The sequence below is a fragment of the Pseudomonas arvensis genome, from assembly GCF_056688935.1.
In genome coordinates, this window is record NZ_CP162038.1 from 2,354,981 (window position 1) to 2,375,667 (window position 20,687).

The 20,687-nt window shown below is 64.4% G+C and carries 8 protein-coding genes; all 8 read left to right on the top strand.

Going from position 1 to position 20,687, the window contains the following annotated elements:
* Positions 1–154: 154 nt before the first annotated feature.
* The 8 genes from AB3G88_RS10925 to AB3G88_RS10960 all read left to right on the top strand — a co-directional run bounded on the left by AB3G88_RS10925 (position 155) and on the right by AB3G88_RS10960 (position 20,674).
* Complete coding sequence (locus AB3G88_RS10925; RefSeq protein WP_480453986.1) at positions 155–12,673, top strand: filamentous hemagglutinin family protein; 12,519 nt, start codon at positions 155–157, stop codon at positions 12,671–12,673.
* 407 nt (positions 12,674–13,080) lie between these two features.
* On the top strand, positions 13,081–13,674 hold the full coding sequence (locus tag AB3G88_RS10930; RefSeq protein WP_099584172.1) for a transposase: 594 nt from the start codon (positions 13,081–13,083) through the stop codon (positions 13,672–13,674).
* Positions 13,675–13,733: 59 nt separating this feature from the next.
* The gene (locus AB3G88_RS10935) at positions 13,734–15,317 is read left to right on the top strand and encodes a ShlB/FhaC/HecB family hemolysin secretion/activation protein (protein ID WP_480453988.1); all 1,584 of its coding nucleotides are present in this window, start codon (positions 13,734–13,736) and stop codon (positions 15,315–15,317) included.
* Between the two features lie 24 nt (positions 15,318–15,341).
* On the top strand, positions 15,342–17,141 hold the full coding sequence (locus AB3G88_RS10940; RefSeq protein ID WP_099584174.1) for a DUF2341 domain-containing protein: 1,800 nt from the start codon (positions 15,342–15,344) through the stop codon (positions 17,139–17,141).
* An 11-nt stretch (positions 17,142–17,152) separates the two neighbouring features.
* Positions 17,153–17,578 (top strand): ExbD/TolR family protein, encoded by a 426-nt coding sequence (locus tag AB3G88_RS10945; protein ID WP_016980095.1) that lies wholly within the window; start codon positions 17,153–17,155, stop codon positions 17,576–17,578.
* A 3-nt stretch (positions 17,579–17,581) separates the two neighbouring features.
* The gene (locus AB3G88_RS10950) at positions 17,582–18,286 is read left to right on the top strand and encodes an energy transducer TonB family protein (RefSeq protein WP_112194824.1); all 705 of its coding nucleotides are present in this window, start codon (positions 17,582–17,584) and stop codon (positions 18,284–18,286) included.
* Between the two features lie 42 nt (positions 18,287–18,328).
* The gene (locus AB3G88_RS10955; protein WP_191960001.1) at positions 18,329–20,029 is read left to right on the top strand and encodes a putative porin; all 1,701 of its coding nucleotides are present in this window, start codon (positions 18,329–18,331) and stop codon (positions 20,027–20,029) included.
* An 18-nt stretch (positions 20,030–20,047) separates the two neighbouring features.
* Positions 20,048–20,674: a DNA repair protein gene (locus AB3G88_RS10960; protein ID WP_480453991.1), complete on the top strand. Its 627-nt coding sequence runs from the start codon at positions 20,048–20,050 to the stop codon at positions 20,672–20,674.
* Positions 20,675–20,687 lie beyond the last annotated feature (13 nt).

Consider the following 20,687-nt stretch of genomic DNA (forward strand, 5'->3'; position numbering starts at 1 on the left):
TCAGCAACGGCCCGTGCCGTTGCTGATTTTTTTGCGTTAGCAGCCCTTTATGAACTTTGCATGACAGAAGTTCAGTCCCGCCCCTCGCCAACCGCCTAACCCTCATACGTGAGCCTGTCTTGCGCCTGGCGATTACAAAGAAGGAAGATTCCCGATGGTCCGCTGCACACCCACGCTCAAGCTGAATGCCCAGGGCTCGCACGCCCAGACTGTGTTGCGCCTCAAGCCTCTGGCCCAGGTCATTGCCTTGTTGGTGGTGGCGGGCAATGCCCATGCGGCGACGGCGTTCAGCCCGGCCTGGTTCGCGGCCAAGGGGGCGACCCAGGCGACGACGGCGGCGCGGATCAATGCGGGGCAGATGCCGTCGGTACCGACGCTGAACCAGCAGGCACGGGTCAACCAGCAGTTGGCGCGCTCCATCAGCACGCTCAACACCACGGTCGCGGCTATTGCGGCGCAACAGGCGGCGCAGGCGGCGGGTCGGCAGGCGGCGTTCGGTCAGGTTTCGACGATTCCCGATGGCCTCGGCAAGGGCGGCCTGCAGGTGGATAACAGCCTGACCCAGGGCTGGACCAACGCCAAGGCACCGACCCAGACCCAGGCGGGCGGCAAGACCACGGTGAGCATTGAGCAGACCGCCGACAAGGCGATCCTCAATTGGGAGACCTTCAACGTCGGGCGCAACACCACCGTGGATTTCCAGCAGCAGTCGACCTGGGCGGTGCTCAACCGCGTCAATGATCCTGATTCACGGCCCAGCGAGATCCAGGGCCAGATCAAGGGCGCCGGCACGGTGATGATCATGAACCGTAACGGCGTGGTCTTCAGCGGCACCAGCCAGGTCAATGTGCGCAACCTGGTGGCGGCGGCCGCGACGATCACCGATGACCAGTTCACCCAGCGCGGCCTCTATGTCGACACCAATGGCACACAACCGACGTTCACCGATGCGGCGGGCAAGGTCGAGGTACAGCGCGGTGCGTTGATCCAGACCCACAACGCCGCCACCTCCACCGACGCGGGCGGCTATGCCTTGCTGCTCGGCAGCGAAGTGGAAAACGCCGGCACGATCATCACCGCCAAGGGCCAGACCACCCTGGCCGCCGGCGACAGTTTCTACATCCGCAAAGGCGTGGGCACGGCGGGTAACGAGCGTTCCACCACCCGTGGCAACGAAGTCGCCGCCAGCCTGAAAACCGGCAGCACGGCGGGAACGGTGATCAACAACGGCCTGATCATGGCCGCCACTGGCGACGTCACCCTGACCGGGCACAATGTGCAGCAAAACGGCGTGGCCCTGGCCAGCACCTCGGTGGACACCCGTGGCTCCATTCACTTGCTCAATTCGGCCAGCGACACCACGGGCAGCATCACCCTGGGCGAGGGCAGCACCACTGCGATCCTGCTGGACGCCAGCGGCAGCACCGCCCTCAACAGCCAGAAAGACAACGGCCTGATCAAGCTCGACGGTACGCCCGCCAACCTGATCGGTGGGCAGTTCAACCACCTCAGCGCCGTGGCCGACCGCACTGACCAGTCGCGGATCGAGATCGTCAGCGGCGGCACCGTGGACTTCCAGAAAGGCTCGATCACCCTCGCCACCGGCGGCCAGGTGGCGGTCAGCGCGGGCCAGCGCAGCCTGGTGCGCGATGACGCGATGATCGACGTGTCAGGCGCCGTGGGCGTCAAGGTGTCGATGGAAGCCAATAACATCAAGATCAATGTGCAGGGCAACGAGCAGCGGGATGCGCCGGTCAACCGCGACAATGGGCAACTGATCAACAACGACGTGTGGGTGGACTTGCGCGACCTGGTGTTTGTCCCGGCCGGTACCAATGGCTATGCCACCGACCGTTGGTACACCGCTGGCGGTCTGCTGGAAGTCGGCGGCTACCTTGGCACCCAGGGCCATTCGGTGGGTGAATGGATGGCCCAGGGCGGTACCGTGACGTTTACCGGCAAGGATGTGGTGACCCAGCAGGGCGCGCAGATCAACCTGTCGGGCGGCACCGTGGATGTGCAAGGCGGCTATATCCGGCAAACCTGGCTCAAGGGCCCGGATCGACGCTTGTACGAGTTGTCCAGGGCGCCGGGTGACATCCTTTATTCGGGTATCTACAAGGGCTATGAAGACACCAGCGTTCGCTGGGGCCAGACCGAGTACTACTACAACCCGATGATTGCTCCGCAAGGCCGTAACGAGGCCGGTTATACCGTGGGGCGTGACGCCGGCAAGCTGGTGGTGAGCACCGCCAGCGCGGTGCTGGAAGGCCAGATGATCAGCGCGGTGTTCCAGGGGGATCGCCAGACCCAGGCGCCAAACATCAACCTCGACGGTTACCAGCAATCCCAGAAGGCCATGGCCCAGCTTGCGCAGTTGATCATTGGCCAATACACGCCGATCTACAACAAGACCACCGGCACCTTGCGCTATGCCTTGGGGGCGAACGCCGACGAGGTGTCGCTCGACGGCAACCTGGCAAACATCGCCGATGGCCTGGACCTCGCCACCGCGTTGCCCCAGGAGCGCCAGGGCAAGATCCTGCTCGACAGCGGGCAGCTCAGTGGCAACCCGTTGGGCGCGATCAAGGTCGCGGCCCGGCAGCAGGTGACGGTCAATGGCGCGCTCAGCGTGGCGGATGGGGGCGACATCACCCTGTTCGGGCCGAGGGTTGATATCAACGCGAATCTGACGGCCCTGGGTGGCAGCATCAATGCCGGCAACATCCTCAGCCAGGTCAACCCACTCAAGGCCGGCGCGGTCGAAGACACGACCCTGGCCGGGGGTTCGAGTGTGAATGTCGCGGCCGGCGTCAAGCTCGATGCCCGTGGTCGCTGGAACAACCTGTTGCTTGACCCGGCCAACAGCACCGGTGTGGCGTATGTCAATGGCGGCAAGGTCTCGTTGCGCAGCTCGAACAACGTCAACCTGGCGGCGGGCAGTGAGGTGGACGTGTCTTCCGGCGCGACCCTTGGCGTAGACGGCAAGCTCATCGGCGGCAAGGGCGGCAGCGTGACGCTGGGCGCGCTCGGTGCCCTGGGCCTGGATGGCGACGTGCGCGGCTACGGCGTGAACGGCGGCGGCACCCTGGCGTTGCAGGCTCGCAAGGTGCAGATCGGCGACAGCGCGGGTGCGGTGGACAGCGACACGCTGCGACTGGCCGGCGATTTTTTCAATAAGGGGTTCTCGGCCTACGACATCACGGGCAACGAAGGGCTGATCGTCACCGACGGCACCCAAGTGGATGTCAGCGTGCCGACCTATCGCTTGGGTACGCAAGCGTCCACAGTGCCGACCGGCAGCGATGCCGCCACGGCCCTGGAGCAATGGACGCCGCCGCTGTACCAGGAGGACGCCACCAAGGGCGTGCTGACCCAGCGCCGAGGCGCCGGCTTGAGCCTCACCGCCGGCACGGTCTTCGCCGGCGCTGCGCAGATGGCGAGCACAGCCCTGACGGTGGGCCACGGCGCGGTGATCAACGTCGACCCCGGCCAAGCCATCCAGCTGCGCAGCATCGGGCAATTGACCCTGGACGGCACGCTCAATGCCTGGGGCGGCAGCGTCACCTTGGGTGGCTTGACCACTGGCGCCTCGGAGGCAGTGAACGCCAGCGGCCATGACCGCTCGATCTGGATTGGCGAACAGGCATTGATCGACGTGGCGGCGCGGGCGGCCACGGCAGTGGACTTCCGGGGGCGCACCTACGGCGTGGTACGCGACGGCGGCACGATCAACATTGGCGGCACCCTTGACCTGAACACCGGCCTGACCACGGCCAGCGACTTGTTCGTGGTGGTACGTGAGGGTGCGCGCCTGGACGCGTCCGGCACCCAGGCCTTGCTGAATGTTCCAGGGCAGGGCGCGGTGGCGGTCGCCAGCAACGGCGGCAGCATCAGCCTGGCCTCGAACAACGGCCTGTACCTGGACGGCAGCCTGGTCGCCAAAGCCGGTGGTGTTGGCGCGGCAGGCGGTAGTCTCAACCTGGTGCTGGAGAGCCCGTATTACCAGAAAGCCGGGCTCACCGACCGGGTGCTCAAGGTCCGTGACCTGGTCGTGAGCCAAGTGCATCAACCGACTGCGCTGGGCGACAGCCTGGAGTACGGGCATGGCCGCCTGGGCGTGGATCAAGTCACTGCTGGCGGCTTCGATAACCTCGCGCTGCTGAGCAATGGCCTGCTGAGCTTTGACGGCGATGTGAGCCTGGACATGGGCCAGAGCCTGCGCCTTTACAGCCGGGGTTATGGGCTCAGTGAAAACGCGGCAGGCAACTCCCGTATCAACCTCAAGGCGCCGCACCTGTTGCTGGCGGGCTACCTCGCGCCGCCCGAAACCGGCAAGGATCTGTATGTGCGTCCGGTGCCGGTGCTGCCGGCGCCGTCCCAGCGCGCAACCGAGGCGCAGTTCAATGCCGACGGCGACCTGGTGGAAGTGCGCGGCAACGTGATCTTCGGTAACCGCAGCAGTTTGTATAACGCCGACAATAGCCTGGCGAGCCTTGAGCGCCGTGGCTTTGACCACGTCAACCTGACCAGCCAGGGCGATCTGCGCTTTCTGGCCGGCGCCTCCGCAAACGACATCATCACCGGGGTCAGTACCCAGTTGCTGACCCAGGGCGACATGACCTTGCGGGCGGCGCAGGTGTACCCAAGCTCGGACGTCAGTGCCCGAGTGATCGCTGGCTACCTTGGCGAATCAACCACGCTGAATCTGGGCCTGGACTTTGATCCGTTGCGCACATTGACGATTGGCCGCGTCGGCAGCACGGACGCGCCCCTGCCGTATTCGGCATTCGGGCGTCTGCAACTGGGTGCGGCCACCGTCAAGCAAGGCGGCGTGGTGCGCGCGCCCCTGGGCTTGATCGATATCGGCAGCATGGGCAGCAGCCTGGTGCAATTGCTGCCGGGCAGCGTCACCTCGGTGAGCGGCAAGGGGCTGGTATTGCCATATGGCGGCACGCTGGACGGGCAGGTCTACACCTACAACGGCAAGACCGTGACATTCCTCGGCCAGGGCGGGCTGGCCAATACCAACAGCGACTTGAGCGTCGGCGTCATTCTGGGCGGCCAGTCGGTTGCGGTGCAGCCGGATGCCATCCTGGACCTGTCGGGCGGTGGCGAGCTGCTCGGCGCCGGTTTTGTTTCCGGGCGCGGCGGTTCCACGGATGCGCGTTACAACCCGCTGGTGCAATTTGGCGCCAACGGCGGGTTTGTGCTGCCGGGGCTGTCCACCAACCCGATCTACGCGATTGTGCCGGGCGTGCAACCCGGCGCGGCGCCGGTGGCCGCCGAGGGCGGTGCCGTGGCGCCGCTGGTGGGCCAGCAGGTGACCATTGGCGCGGGTGTGCCGGGGTTGCCGGCGGGCACCTACACCTTGATGCCCTCGACGTATGCCTTGATGCCTGGCGCCTTTCGCGTGGAGATCAATGGCCTGGCCGGGCTCGGCAGCGACGCCGCGACCACGTTGATGCGCAATGGCTCGTGGTCGACGGCCGGGCAGCTGTCGATTGCCCACACCGGGATCCGCAACAGCATCGCCAGCCAGTTGATCCTGACCTCGGCGGACACCCTGCGCCGTTATTCCCAATACAACGAAACCAGTTACGCCCAGTTCGCCAAAGCCGACGCGGCCAGGCTGGGCGTGCCGCGCCCACTGCTGGAAGTCGACGCCAAGACCCTGAAACTGGCATTGCGCCCCGGCCAGGGCGCCGATGCATTCGCCTTCGACGGTATCGGACGTTTTGATGCCGCGACGGGCGGATATGGCGGCACGGTCGCGGTGGTGGACCCGAGTCGCCTGGGTATCGAAGTGGTCGCCGCCGACGCCTCGGCGACCGCCGGTTTTTCCGGCATTACCCTTAAAGCCGACACCCTCAATGCCATCGGTGCCTCAAGGCTGATGGTGGGTGGCTTGACTGCGGTGGAGTATGGCCAGTCGGGTAACTTCATCGGCCTGGCATCGGGTGTGAATGCCGCCAATAGCAACGTGACCCTGCGTGCGGGCGCCACGCTGGCTGCGCCCGAGGTGTTCCTGGTGAGCAACACCGGCGCCATCGTGGTCGAGCAGGGTGCTTCGATCAATACCCTGGGGCAGGGCGCCGCCAGCTACGATGCGCGCGACGGTTTTATCTACCAGGTTGCCAATATGCTCGCGGTGTCCAACGGGTTGCTCAACGTGGTCGGTGCCGTCCAGCCCGCTGGCGTGATCAGCGGGGGGATCAACGTGGGCGCCTGCGGCAGTAGCGCATGCCTGGGCCAGACCGGGTTGTATTCCGATGGCAGCATCGTGGCCCTGACCGACAGCAGCTTCCAACTCGGCGACCAGGTGCGCTATGGCACCCGTCACCTCAACCTGGGCGTGAGCACCATCAACCTGGGCAGCGTCGAAGCCCTCGCCGCCGCAGCCGCCGCGAACCGCTTGCCAGCCGGCCTGACTCTCAACCAGACGCTGCTCGACCGCCTGCTGCGCGGCGATACGCAACTGGGCGCACCGGCCCTGGAGACCTTGCAGCTGTCGGCGCGTGACGGTTTTAACTTCTACGGCAGCGCCAGCCTCGACACCTATGACCCGCTGACCGGCAAGTCGCTGCTGAGCAACCTGATGCTGTCCACCCCGGCCATGTACGGCGCCGGCGGTGCCAGCGATGTGGCGACCATTCACACCGCCAACCTGATCTGGCTGGGCGCGACCAACGCCCCCGGCGCGGTGGTGACGGGCGGCGCAGGCACCGGCAGCGGGCGCCTGGATATCAATGCCGAACGCATCGAGTTCGGCTACGGCGACTTTGGCCAACCGAGCAACGTGAAAAGCTTCGACCGCCTGGCCCTGGGCTTTGCCAACGTCAACCTCAATGCCAGCGAGCGCATCACCGCCAACCACAAGGGCAGCCTGTCGGTGTACCAGCGCCAGGGCGCCTATGACCCGGTCAGCGGCTTCCAGTACAGCGGCGGCAACCTGACCATCCGCACCCCGCTGATGACCGGTGAGGCCGGTTCGGTGAACACGATCAAGGCCGGCGGTGCGATCGATATCGGCGCTTCGGCAGGCCCCCGTGGCAGCGCCAGCGGCCAGGGCGCGACGCTGTCCCTGCAAGGCGACAGCATCCGTGTGGCCACTGCGGTGGTGTTGCCCAGCGGCAAAGTCAGCCTCAGTGCGCGGGGCGATGTGCTGTTGACCGATGACGCGCTGATCGATGTGGCCGGTCGTGGGATCACCTTCAACGACGTGACCCAATACGGTTGGGGCGGCGACGTGCTGCTCGACAGCCGCAGCGGCAATATCCTGCAGGCGGCGGGCTCGACCATCGACCTGTCCGCCAAGCACAACCAGGCCGGCAAGTTGCGTGCGGTGGCGACGGATGCGGCAGGCGGCATCGTCGATTTGCAAGGCAAGATCCTCGGCAGCAGCAGTGGTTATTACAACGCCGGTGGCACCTCGTTGCCGCAGCCGGCCGGTACCGTGGAGATCCAGGCCCAGCGCCTGGGCAGCAGCGGCGCCCTGGACCAGCAGTTTGCCGACCTCAACCAGCGCCTGAATCAGGGCGAGGTGTTCGGCGCGCGCAGCTTCCAGCTCAAGCAGGGCGACCTGACCATCGGCAACGGGCTCAAGGCCGGCACTGTCAGCGTGTCCGTGGACAACGGCAGCCTGCGCGTGACCGGGCTGGTGGACGCTAGCGGTGAGCGCGTCGGCAGCATCAACCTAGCCGGCAAAAACGGCCTGACCCTGGACAGCACCGCAGTGCTCGACGCCCACGGCAGCAAGCTGCGGGTGGACAGCTACGGCAAGATCATCGACTCGCCGAACCGCGCCATGGTGGTGCTGGGCTCCGGCAGCGGCCAACTGACCCTCGCCGATGGCGTGCGCATCGACCTGCGCCACGGCACCGGCGCGGCTGTCGGCAATGACGGACGCAATCGCGGCACTCTGGAACTGAACGCACCCCGGTTGGGGGGCAATGACGTGGCAATCGACGCCAGCGGACGCTTGACCATTCAGGGCGCGCGCTCGATCACCCTCAACGGCATGGCGACCTACGACGATGCGCCGCAGAAAAACGATCCGACCGCCAGTGGCAGGCCGTATCAGGAGATTACTCAGGATTATCTGGATAAGAAGCACAAGCTGGCCGTTGATTTCATCGATGCCGCCTTGCTCAACACACAGCTGACGCAGAACAAGCTCGCCGGCCTGAACAACGCCACCTACGCCGACGCCTTCCACCTGCGCCCCGGCGTGGAAATCGTCAGCAAGACCCCTGACGGCGACCTGGTGGTGCAGGGCGACCTGGACTTGTCCGGTTATCGCTATGCCAGCCTCAATCCCAATAGCCAGCAAGACGACAATGTCTACGGCTCCGGTGAGTCCGGCGCCCTGACCCTGCGCGCCGGCGGTGACCTGAATATCTACGGCAGCATCAACGATGGCTTCGCCAAACCGCCGCTGTCCGAGGACGACAAGGGCTGGGTGCTGCTGCCCGGTGTGGACTTCAGCGGCGGCACCATCGTGGTGCCGGGCAATGGTGTGACCCTGGCGGACGGCACGGCCTTCCCGGCGGGCAGTACGCTGAACTACGACCTGCCGATCAAGGGCCTGACGGTCGCCGCCGGCACCCGTTTGCCGGTGGCCGCGACATTGGGCCAGGACGTGGTGCTGCCGGCGGGCAGTGTATTGGCGGCCGACATACGCGATGCCGGGGGCAATCTGTTGTTCGCCGCCGGTACGTTGCTCGGTGAGGCGCAGACCCTGGTGGCGGGCACCCAGCTGGGCGCCGGGACACTGTTGACCCAAGGCACCCGCCTGCAAAACATGATCTGGCCCAAAGGCGTGCCGCTGCCGACGGTGCACGGTGCGAACCTGGCCAACAACACTGTGCTACTGAGTGGCATCAAGGACTTGCCGAAGGGCGCGCTGATCCCCGCCGGCACCGATGTGAAGTTGCCCAACGGGGCGGCCTCGGTGCAGTTGCGGGTCGGCGTGTCCGGCGACGCCGGCCAGGTGTGGGCCATCTCGCCGATGCTGGCCGAAGGCACCCAGTCGTGGTCGTTGCGCCTGGTGGCCGGTGCCGACACCGAGGCGGCGGACAGCCGTTTGCTGCAAGCCCACCCGCGCAGCGGTGATATTCACCTGGCGGACAATCACTACGGCATGTATGCCAAGGAATTGCCGAGCAAGGGCGTCCAGACCTGGACCGCCGCAGCGGTGGCGGTGCTGACTGCGGAAGGGTTGGACATCAAAGAGGGCGACCCTATCGACCAGCAATTGCTCAATGACTTGAGCCTGGGGTCGATTGAAGATTTCTGTGCCGGTGCGCCGGAGTATTGCGCGATCAAAGTCACCTACGTGTGGACGCAGCAAGCGGCCGATGATCTGTTGAACCAGTCCGGCGTGATCATTCCCGTGGGGGCGGTGATCACCAATGAGTTCCTCGCCAGCCTGCAATTGCCGACGGTGGAGGAGGTGTGCGCCATTGCTCCCGAATATTGTGCGGCCCAGAGCAAGACCGAATATGCGGCGACGCCTTCGAGTACCCGCTTCAGTGTGATCCGCACCGGCAGCGGCGACCTGGAACTGTTGAGCGCGGGCAGCTTGAGCATGGATTCGCTGTACGGTGTGTACACCGCGGGCACGTCATCGACTGGCACGTTCGCCGGCGACCCTTACAACCTGCCCAAGGCGCAGCCGTCCGGCAGCGTGCTGAATGACCCAGGCAGCTACTTCGAACAGTTCGTCAACGGCTCACCCACCAGTCTCTACCGGGCCTGGTACCCGCAAGCGGGGGGCAATGTGACCCTGAATGTCGGCGGTGACCTGACTGGCAATATCACCAGCACCACCGCGAGCCTGACGCGCCCCAACCCTAAGGATGCCGGGGTGGACTCGGCGGCGGTCGGCAACTGGCTGTGGCGCCAGGGCAGTGGTGATGTCGCTACGGGCGGGCAGGCTCAACCTACCGCGTGGTGGATCAATTTTGGCAGCTACACCGCGACCACTGCGGCAGACAAAATGCTCGGTTTCACTGGCTTCGGCACCCTCGGCGGCGGCAATCTGGACGTGAACGTGGGCGGCAACGCCGGGGTGCTGGATACCTTGGGTTACGACCTCAATGGCTCCGGAGCCAACCCCCATAGCCAGGGCCTGGTCCTGGCCGTCGGCAGCACGGGCCGGATTGCCAGCGATGGCAGCCAGCAGTTGACCGGCGGCGGCGATTTGCGCGTACGCATCGGTGGCGCACTGAACCCGGCCAGCGTGGCCGCGACGGCGGATCATCGTGATGGTGTGCTGGTCAACCTGCGCGGTGATGTGCAGTTGCGCAGCGCCAGCGTGGGCAGCGTCGACTTGCTGTACGGCAGCATCGCCCCCACCCAAAGCCCTGGCGAAACCCGCGCGTTCGACCCTCAGGTTGCCACGCGAAGCGTTGCCCGTGGCGGCATGACCCTGGTGCCCGGTGATGCCACCTTCAACCTGCAGACCCTGGGAGACCTGGTGGTGCAGAACGTCGAAGACCCGGGCCGGGTACAGCTCTCGCATGTATCACCCTTTGCGCAAGGCGCGAACCCCGGCAGCGGTTCAAGCTGGTTTACGCTGTGGACCCAAGACACGGCGATTGATCTGTTTTCACTGGGCGGCAACCTCACACCGTTCAGCCGCTCCGAGGCGACGGCCGACCTGGCGGTGGTCTACCCGTCCATCCTCAGGGCGACCGCAGCGGGCGGCAGCCTGTATTACGGTAAAGCCGCGCAGGCGCAGACCAACGGTGACAACACCTACAGCTACCCCTTGCTGCTGGCGCCTGGCGAGAACGGCCAGTTGCAGTTCCTCGCCCAGGACTCGATCTACGCCGGCGGCATGCCCGTCAGCCAGTCCGGCACGGCGAACAGCGCGATGGCGACGCCGTGGAATCCCGCGTATCAAGGCCGGGTTGGCAACGCGGTGGTCGCCAGCAACCTGTCGATCACGGGTAACGCGAGCAACCTGGCGTTGTTCGCATTCGGCGCCGGCACCACGGCGGCTTCATCCTCAGGCAGTGCTGAACCCGCACGGTTTTACGCGATGGACGGCGACCTGATCGGGGTGAGCAGCGGTCGGATCATCACCTTCCAGAAGAGCGCCGGGGCAGTGCATGAAGGTGAGACCTGGTATGAAGGCAATGGCGCGGTACGGATGATGGCCGGACGGGATATCGTCAGCAGTGGCCGTACCTTTGGCACCGATGGTTTTGCTGTGGCGGCGCCAAGTGACAATCTGTTCATTCACCAAAACACCAACGACATCTCCATCGTGTCTGCGGGTCGCGACATTCTCTACAGCAACTTCCAAGTGGCCGGCCCTGGCCTGCTGGAAGTGTCGGCCGGGCGCAATATCCTGCTGACAGGCACGGGCGGCGAGCACAGTGTGACCAGCCTCGGTGCAGTGCTGCCGGGCGACAACCGCCCTGGCGCGAGCATCGTCATGCAGGCGGGTGTCGGCGCCAACGGGCCGGATTACCAGCGGTTCGTAGAGAACTACCTGAACCCGCTCAACCAGGCACAAGCGGGCGAGTCCTTGCTGGGCGGCAAGGTGGCCAAGACCTACGAGGACGAACTGGCCACCTGGCTGGCCGAGCGCTTCGGCTTTGCCGGCGACAGCGCGCAGGCCCGTGCTTACTACGCCGCATTGCCCGCCGAGCAACAACGGGTGTTTGCCCGTGACGTGTATTTTGCCGAACTCAAGGCCGCCGGCCGTGAGTACAACCAGGACGGCGGCGTGCGCGAGGGTAGTTACCTGCGTGGCCGTGCGGCGATTGCGGCGTTGTTCCCGGCCAAGGACGTGGCCGGCAACCCGATCACTTACCAGGGCGACATCACCCTGTTCAACGGCTCGGGCGTGCACACCAATGCCGGCGGCTCGATCCAGATGCTCACCCCCGGCGGCGGCCAGACCTTCGGCATCGAAGGCGCGGCGCCACCGGCCACGGCGGGTGTGATCACCCAGGGTGCCGGTGACATTCAGCTGTATTCCATGGGCAGCATCCTGCTGGGGCAGAGCCGCATCATGACCACCTTTGGTGGCTCGATCATGGGCTGGACCGCCGAGGGTGACATCAACGCCGGTCGTGGCTCCAAGACCACCGTGGTGTATACGCCACCCAAGCGCGTCTACGACAACTGGGGCAACGTGGGCCTCTCACCGTCGGTGCCGAGTACCGGCGCGGGGATCGCCACGCTGAACCCGATCCCGGAAGTGCCGGCAGGGGACATCGACCTGATCGCGCCGTTGGGCACCATCGACGCGGGCGAGGCGGGGATACGGGTGTCGGGTAACGTCAACATCGCCGCGTTGCGGGTAGTGAACGCGGCGAATATCCAGACCCAGGGCAAGTCGTCCGGGGTGCCGGTGACGGCCTCGGTCAACACCGGGGCCATGAGCTCGGCCAGTGCTGCGGGTGCGGCGGCGTCCCAGGCGGCAGAAGACGCGGCGCGCAGTCAGCAGGCGGCGGCGAAGCAGGGCAGGGCTTCGATTGTGACGGTGGAGGTGCTGAGTTTTGGTTCGGAGCCTGTGCAGCGGGGGCCTGAAGACGGGCAGAAAACGTCGGGGTATAACCCCAACAGCCCGGTGCAGGTGTTGGGTGCCGGGCCGCTGAGTGAACAGGCGCGGGCGCGGTTGACGGATGAGGAGCGCAAGCAGATTAGTTTGTAGATCAAGGACCTCTCGTTGGACTTTGGGGCGATCTTTGATCGCCCCGTTTTTTTTTGATGTTCAAATGTGGGAGGGGGCTTGCCCCCGATGGCAGTGGGTCAGGCAAAGATGTATTCGCTGGCACTCCCTCATCGGGGCATAGGTATCGACACAACTTCCAGTGGATGCTGAATCTATGGCAAATGGGCTGTTGTGGTGAGCCTTTGAGAGTTGTGTAGATACCCATGCTCATCGGGGGCAAGCCCCCTCCCACATTGGGTCTCCAAACATCAGAAAAATGAAGCTTTCATGACAAAAGTTCGGTAGTCCAAGCCCATCCCCGTCTCTCCTGTGTAACGCGCTCAAGAACACCGCGCAGGTGTTTTCAAAGCCGCCAGCAGGACGCCAGGAGTGGGGCAATGGGATCTATGGAACGTTATTCAAAAGTCGGCATGCAGGAGCTCGACCAGCGCCTGTCAAAGATCGTCGAAGCCGCGCGCAAGAAGCCGGTGTCGGTCTATCGCTACGGCGCACCCTGGGTGTGGATCGTCTCCCAGGACGATTGGCAGGGCGCGTTGAAGGAAGTCTCCAGCTACATCCCCGCCGGCCATTCCCTGGTGTTGCTGCGTCCGCAGATCGACGACGTCCTCGACCAGCACCGCGACTGGCTGGTGGCCGAGCCTTCGATGTTGATCGCGCCGCAGACCGTACTGCAGATCCTGCTGCTGCAACTGCTGTACTCGGTACCCAGCGAGCAGCAACTGCATGAACAGCTGAACTACAACCTGCTGTTCCGCTGGTTCGTCGGCCTGGACCTGAACCAGAAGGTCTGGAGCATCCATGTGCTCACCCGCGACATCGCCACGCTGCTCAACAACCCGCGGGCGGTGCAGCTCATCCAGAAAATCATCGGTGACGTGTTTTGTGGCGCCTTGCTGCACATGCCGGAGTTCTCGCTGAACTTCGCCTTGCTGCACACCTGGCTGGCCCGGCACGGCAACACTTCGATCGCCAGCAATTGAGCCGGCCGGGCGCCGTGCCGGTGGCAGCGGCGATAACCATTAGAACGTCAGGGGGCGGTGTGGAGCATCTGTTCAAATCAACGCTGGTGCTGTACTGCTTGACGCTGGGGGCCATGGTCCACCCCGCGTTGGCGGAGGACGCGGCACCGGCACGCAAAGTGGACGTCAACGAGTACTTCGTGCGCGGCAATACCGTGCTCGATGCGGCCACCATCGAGGAGGCGGTGTACCCGTTTCTGGGCCCGCAAAAGACCCTCGACGATATCGAAGGCGCCCGTGAGGCGCTGCAGAAGATCTACCAGGCACGCGGTTACCAGTCGGTGTTTGTGGAACTGCCGGAGCAGAAGGTCGATGACGGCATCGTCTACCTGCAAGTCAGCGAAACCAAGGTCGGCCGGGTGCGGGTGGTGGGTGCCAAGCACTACTCGCCGGTGGAAATCCGCGAGCAAGTGCCGGGCCTGGAGGAGGGCGCGGTGCCGGACTTTGCCAGCGTGCAAACCCAGTTGGCCGGGCTCAACCGCAGTGCCGGGCGCCAGGTTACGCCGCTGGTGCGCGAAGGCCAGCGCCCCGGCACCATGGATGTGGATTTGCAGGTGGAAGACCAGAACCCCTGGCACGCCAGTATCGGCCTGAACAACGACTACAGCGCCGACACCGAGAAGCTGCGCTCGGTCGCGACCCTGGGCTATGACAACCTGTGGCAACTGGGCCACAGCATTTCCCTGACGTACTTCACCGCGCCCCAGGACACCGACAACGCCAAGGTCTGGTCGGGCTCCTACAGCGCGCCGCTGGATGAGCGCTGGACCTTGCAGTTCTCCGGTTACCAGTCCGACAGCAACATCGCCACGATCGGTGGCAGCAACGTGCTTGGCAAGGGCCATTCCTATGGGGTGTCGGCGATCTACAACCTGCCAGCCGCCGGCAATTGGGCCAATTCCTTCTCGTTTGGTATCGACTTCAAAGACTTCGACGAGCAGATGAAATTCGGTTCCAGCAGCGACCAGGTGCCGCTCAAGTACGCGCCGTTCACCCTGGGCTACAACGGCTATCGCTACACCGAGCAATCCCAGTTGGGCCTGGGCTTGAACCTGGTGGTGGGCACCCGCGCCTTCTTTGGCTACGGCAGCGACGCCGAAGAATTCGACTACAAACGCTACAAGGCCAGCGCCAGTTTCGCCGTGCTCAAGGGCGACCTGAATTACAGCTACACCTTCGCCAACGATTGGCAGTCGGCGTCCAAGGCCGGTTTCCAATTGGCCTCGGGGCCGCTGGTATCCAACGAGCAGTACTCGGCCGGCGGCGCCACTTCGGTGCGCGGCTACCTGGCGGCGGAGCGCACCGGGGACGAGGGCTTGCTGCTGTCCCAGGAGCTGCGCACGCCGTCCCTGGCCAAGTTCCTCGGCAGTTATGTGCAGGAGTGGCGCTTCTATGCGTTCGCCGAAGGTGCGCGCCTGCGCCTGCACGACCCGCTGCCCGAGCAAGAAGACGAATACAGCCTGGCCAGTGTCGGCCTGGGCACCCGCGCCAGTTTGAGCAAATGGTTGTCCGGCAGCCTGGATTGGGGCTACCCGCTGCTCGATGGACCGAACACCCAGAAACAGGATTCGCGACTGCACTTCAGTGTGCAGGCGACGTTCTGACTTTTTCTTCCGGAGACTTCACCCATGCAACGCCTATTTCTGAGCCTGTTGATCTGCCTGGGCTTCGCGCTCCCGGCCACCGCCCACGCCTGGTGGCAGGACGATTGGCACTACCGCAAACAGATCTCGGTAGACACCACCGCCCAAGGCGCCGCGATCAACCAGGCCTTGGGTCGCACCGCGCTGCTGGTGCGCCTGCACACCGGCAATTTCACCTTTGACGGGGTCAAGGACGACGGCAGCGACCTGCGCTTTGTGAGTGCCGATGACAAGACCGTGTTCAATCACCAGATCGAGAGCTTTGATCCGTTGATGGGCATGGCGCTGATCTGGGTCGATGTGCCCAAGGTCGAAGGTGGCCAACGCCAGGATTTGTGGATGTACTACGGCAACCAGAAGGCGCCGGCCACTGCTAACGGCCAGCTGGCATTTGACCCCAATTACACCGCGCTCTATCACTTTGACGGCGCCAATGCGACGCCGCCACGGGACACCACCGCCTACGCCAACACCGCGTTGAACGCCACCGGTGCGAGCATCGACGGCGTGATCGGTCGCGCCTTGCAGTTCGGCGGCCAGCCGCTGATGTTGCCGGCCAGCCCATCGCTGCAACATGCCGCAGGTGGTGCGTTCACCTTCAGTGCCTGGTTGCGCCTGGATCAGGCCAGTGGCGAGCAAATCGTCCTGGCCCGCCGCGACGGCGCCCACAGCCTGTTGTTGGGCTTGAATCAGGGTATGCCGTTTGTGGACATCGACGGCCAGCGCGCCGTCTCGACCCAGCCGCTGAACCCCGGCCAATGGCAGCACCTGGCGTTCACCGCCGAGGGTGAAAAAGTCGCGCTGTATGTGAACGGCCGCGAAACCGCCAGCCTTGCCGTGGCCATGCCGGCATTCAACACGTCGTTGGCGGTGGGCGCCGACCTGCCGGAAGCGGGCAGCACGCACTTGCCGTTCGCCGGTGCCATGGATGAGCTGCGCCTGTCCAAAGTGGCGCGCCCGGCTGCGCTGTTGCTGGCCGATGCCAGTGCCCAGGGCGCCGAGTCGAAACTGGTGGCTTACGGGGTGGATGAAGAACAGTCCGGCATGGGCTTCGGCAGCCTGGGCTTTTTGCTCAACGCCGTGCCGGTGGATGCCTGGGTGATCATCCTGGTGCTGGTGGCGATGATGTTCCAGTCGTGGGTCATCATGCTGCGCAAGAACCGCCAGGTCAGCCGCGTGAGCAGTGCCAACGAGGTGTTTCGCGAGCACTTCGCGCAGATCGGCACACGCTTGGAGATGTACGCCGACGACGCGCCACTGGGTGAGCGCCTGACCCATTCCTCGCTGTGGCGCCTGTACTTGGTGGCGGTCAAGGAGATCCGCACGCGCCGCGCCCAGGGCGCCGATACCTCGTCGGTGTCGGCGGCGACCATCGAAGCGATCCGCTGCTCCATGGATGGCGTGCGCACCCGCGAGAACCAGGCACTCAGTTCCAAACTCTCGACCCTCTCCAACGCCATTGCCGGCGGCCCGTACATCGGCCTGCTCGGCACGGTGCTGGGGATCATGGTGGTGTTCCTCGGCACGGCCATGGCCGGTGACGTCAACATCAACGCGATTGCCCCCGGCATGGCGGCCGCCTTGCTGGCCACGGCCATGGGCCTGTTCGTCGCGATCCCGGCGCTGTTTGGCTACAACCGCCTGATCACGCGCAACAAGGAAGTCAGCGCCGACATGCGCGTGTTTGTCGACGAGTTCATCACCCGCCTGGCGGAGATGCACGGCGAGAGCCAACACAGTGAAACCGCGCACCGCCGCGAGCATCACGCGTCGGTTCCGGCCTGAGGAGAATTGCCATGGCTTCCGTAAATACCTCCCACGACGATGACGATGATGCGGCCGTCGACAGTATCAACATCACGCCGCTGGTGGACGTGCTGATGGTGGTGCTGGTGATGTTCATCCTCACCGCTACGGCCCAGGTCTCGGGCATCCAGATCCATCTGCCCAAGGCCAGTGCGTCGGTGTCGTTGTCGGAGGCCAAGACCAAGGCCATCTCCGTCAACGACGGCGGCCAGGTGTTCCTTGATGCCTACCCGGTGACCCTCGGCGAATTGGAAGAACGCCTGCGCATCGAGAAAGCGCTGAACCCGGATTTCCCGGTGATCGTGCGCGGCGACGCCATGGTGCAGTACCAGAAGGTGATCGAGGTGCTCGACTTGCTGCGCCGGCTGGAGCTGTCCCAGGTCGGGCTGGTCACCGGCAAACCGAGCCAGGGCTGAGTCATGACCGCACAGATCCCGATCTCGTCGTTGCCGGTCAAGAAAACGCCACCGCTGCGCCCGCTGAAGTGGGGCGCTGGCCTGCTGCTGGCGGCCGTGGCGGCCTGGTTTTTATGGCAGTGGGCCAATGACATGAGTGGCGTACGCCGTGAAGCGCCGAAGGTGCCGACGATTATTCCGTTGCCGCCACCGCCGCCACCGCCCCCGGAAAAGCCCAAGGAACCCGAGCCTCAGGTGGAAGAGAAAGTACCGGAACCGGTGCCCACTCCCGAGCCGGAAGAGGTCAAGCCAGCCGAAGAGGCACCACCGTCACCGGCCGATGATTTGGCCAACCCGATGCAGATCGATGGCGATGCCCAGTCGGGCAACGACGGTTTCAACATCGGTGCAGGCAAGGGCGGCGGCATGGCCGGTTCCGGCGGCGGTGGCCTTGGCGCGGGTACCTACAAGCAGTACCTGGCCGGGGTGTTTCAACGCTTGCTGCGCGAAGACCCGGAGTTACGCAAAAAGGCTTACACGGTGCAGGCGGACTTGTGGCTGAACGCCGAAGGCGAGGTCACCCGTGCGCAGTTGGCCAAGTCCAGCGGCGATGCGGACACCGACGCTCAGGTCCTGGCCGCCTTGCGTGCGCCCCATGCCACACAACGGGTGCCGGCCTCGGTGACGATGCCGGTACGCCTGTCCCTCAAGGGCCGACGCCCGGATTGAACGAATTCTTTTTCAACGGTTTTTTACAGGAGTTGCGTACACATGATTTCCCCCGTGAATCGACTGACCCTGGCGGTTGGCATGGTCATCGCGACCCTGGTCGGCCAGGCGGCGGCAGCCCCGGTTGCCCCTTCGGAAAACGTCACCATCAACCTGATCCGCCTGCTGGTGCAGCAGGGCGTGCTGACCCAGGACACCGCCAACGGCTTGATTGCCCAGGCCGAAAAGGAAGCCTTGCAGGCACGCCAGGCCAATGCGGCGCCGGTGGTTGCCAGCGGCCCGGCTGCAGCGCCGGGCGATGTGCGCGTGCAGTACGTACCGCAAGCGGTACGTGACCAGATCCGCGACCAGGTGAAGGCTGAAGTCATGGCCACCGCCAAGCAGGAAAACTGGGCGCAACCCAACACCTTCCCGGACTGGGTGTCACGGGTGAGTTTTGATGGCGATATCCGTCTGCGCGACGAGTCGCGGTACTTTTCGGGCAAGAACGACGACACCATCACCGACTACGCCAAGCTCAACGATTCGGGCCCGTATGACGTCAACCCCGGCACCAATACGCGGTTCCCGCCGTTGCTCAACACCCGCGAGGACCGCGAAAACCTGTTCCGCCTGCGCGCCCGCCTGGGCATGAAAGCGGTGATTTCGCCGGAATGGACCGCCGGTATTCGCCTGGGTACCGGTTCGGACAATAACCCGGTGTCCACCACCCAGACCCTGGGCGGTGGGTTCGGCAAGAAAGACATCTGGCTCGACCAGGGTTACCTGAGCTGGAAAGCCTCTGACGCGGTGACACTGACCGGCGGGCGCATCGGCAACCCTTTTTATTCCACCGACATGATGTATTCCAACGACCTCAACTTCGATGGCGTGGCGGCGATTTTCAATCACAGCCTCAACAGCGAGTGGGGCCTGTTCGGCACCCTTGGCGCGTTCCCGGTCGAGTACACCTCCGACACTGCCAGCAGCAACGGTGTGGACAAGCAAGACAGCGACACCAAATGGTTGTTTGGCGGGCAGATTGGTGCGGACTGGAAGATCAACCGCAGCAACACACTCAAGCTTGCCGCTGCCTACTACCAGTTCCAGGACATCGAAGGCGAGCGTTCCAGCCCTTGCGAACCGTGGCAAGGTCAGCCCGGCTGCGACACAGACGGCTCGCGCGTGGCCTTCATGCAAAAGGGCAACAGCGTGTTCAACCTGCGCAACATTACGCCCAACCCGGCCACCCCAGGCCTCACGCCGGAGCCGCAATACGTCGGCCTGGCCTCCAAATTCAACGTGCTGGACCTCAACGCCGTCTGGGACAGCGAGTTGCCCAGTGACTTGAAGCTGCGCAGCCAGGGCAACTTCATCCACAACCTGGCCTACGACAAGGGCGAAATGCTCAAGCGCAGCGAAGGCCAGATCGTCAACAACCTCAACAGCGACGGCCAGTTTGAAAGTGGCGGCAATGCCTTGATGGTCTCGTTCACCCTGGGCAGCGCGCTGGAGATGCGCAAGCGTGGCGACTGGAACGTGCTGGCCGGCTACAAGTACATCCAGCCTGACGCCTTGCCTGACGGCTTCAATGACTCCTCGTTTCACCTGGGCGGCACCAACGCCAAGGGTTACTTCATTGGCGCCAACTACGGCATCGAAAAGAACATCTACGCCAGCGCACGTTGGTTGAGCGCGTCCGAAGTGTATGGCCAGCCGTTTGAAGTGGATGTGATGCAACTGGAACTCAACACGCGCTTTTGATGCGCACGGAGATGCCACATGAACACGCGAATCTGCGGGCTGCTGTTGTTGTTTGTCGCCAGCGGCGCTTGCGCCGAAGGCATGGAGGAGCGCCTGCGTACCCAACTGCGCAGCACCACCCAGCAATTGCAGGCGTTGCAAAGCGAGCAGGCCCAGGCCAGTGCCGCACGCATCGCTGCTGAAACCCAGGCCAGGCAGGCCCAGGCACAGATCAAGCAATTGACCGCCGAGCTGGAAAAGGCCCGTGGCGTGGCCGAGCAACTGGCCGGCCAGCAACAAAACCTGCACAGCCAGGCGCAAGCCCAGGTGGATGCGAGCAACGAGCAGATCGGCAAGTTCAAGAAGGCCTATGACGAGTTGCTGGTGCTGGCCAAGGGCAAGGAGGCCGAGCGCGCCCGTTTGCAGGCGCAATTGGGCGAGCGTGACACACAAGTGCAGCAATGTTCAGTCAAGAATCAACAGATGTACGGCGTGGCCCAGCAGTTGCTCACCGCCTACGAAAAAATCGATGTGGCCCAGGTGATGAGTATCCGCCAGCCCTTCGCCAGCAGCACGCGGGTCAAGTTCGAAGAACTGGCCCAGGGTTTTGGCGACGATTTGTACAAGAGCCGTTTTGATGCGCCCCAGGCGGGCGTCACCCACTGATCGACAAGGAAGA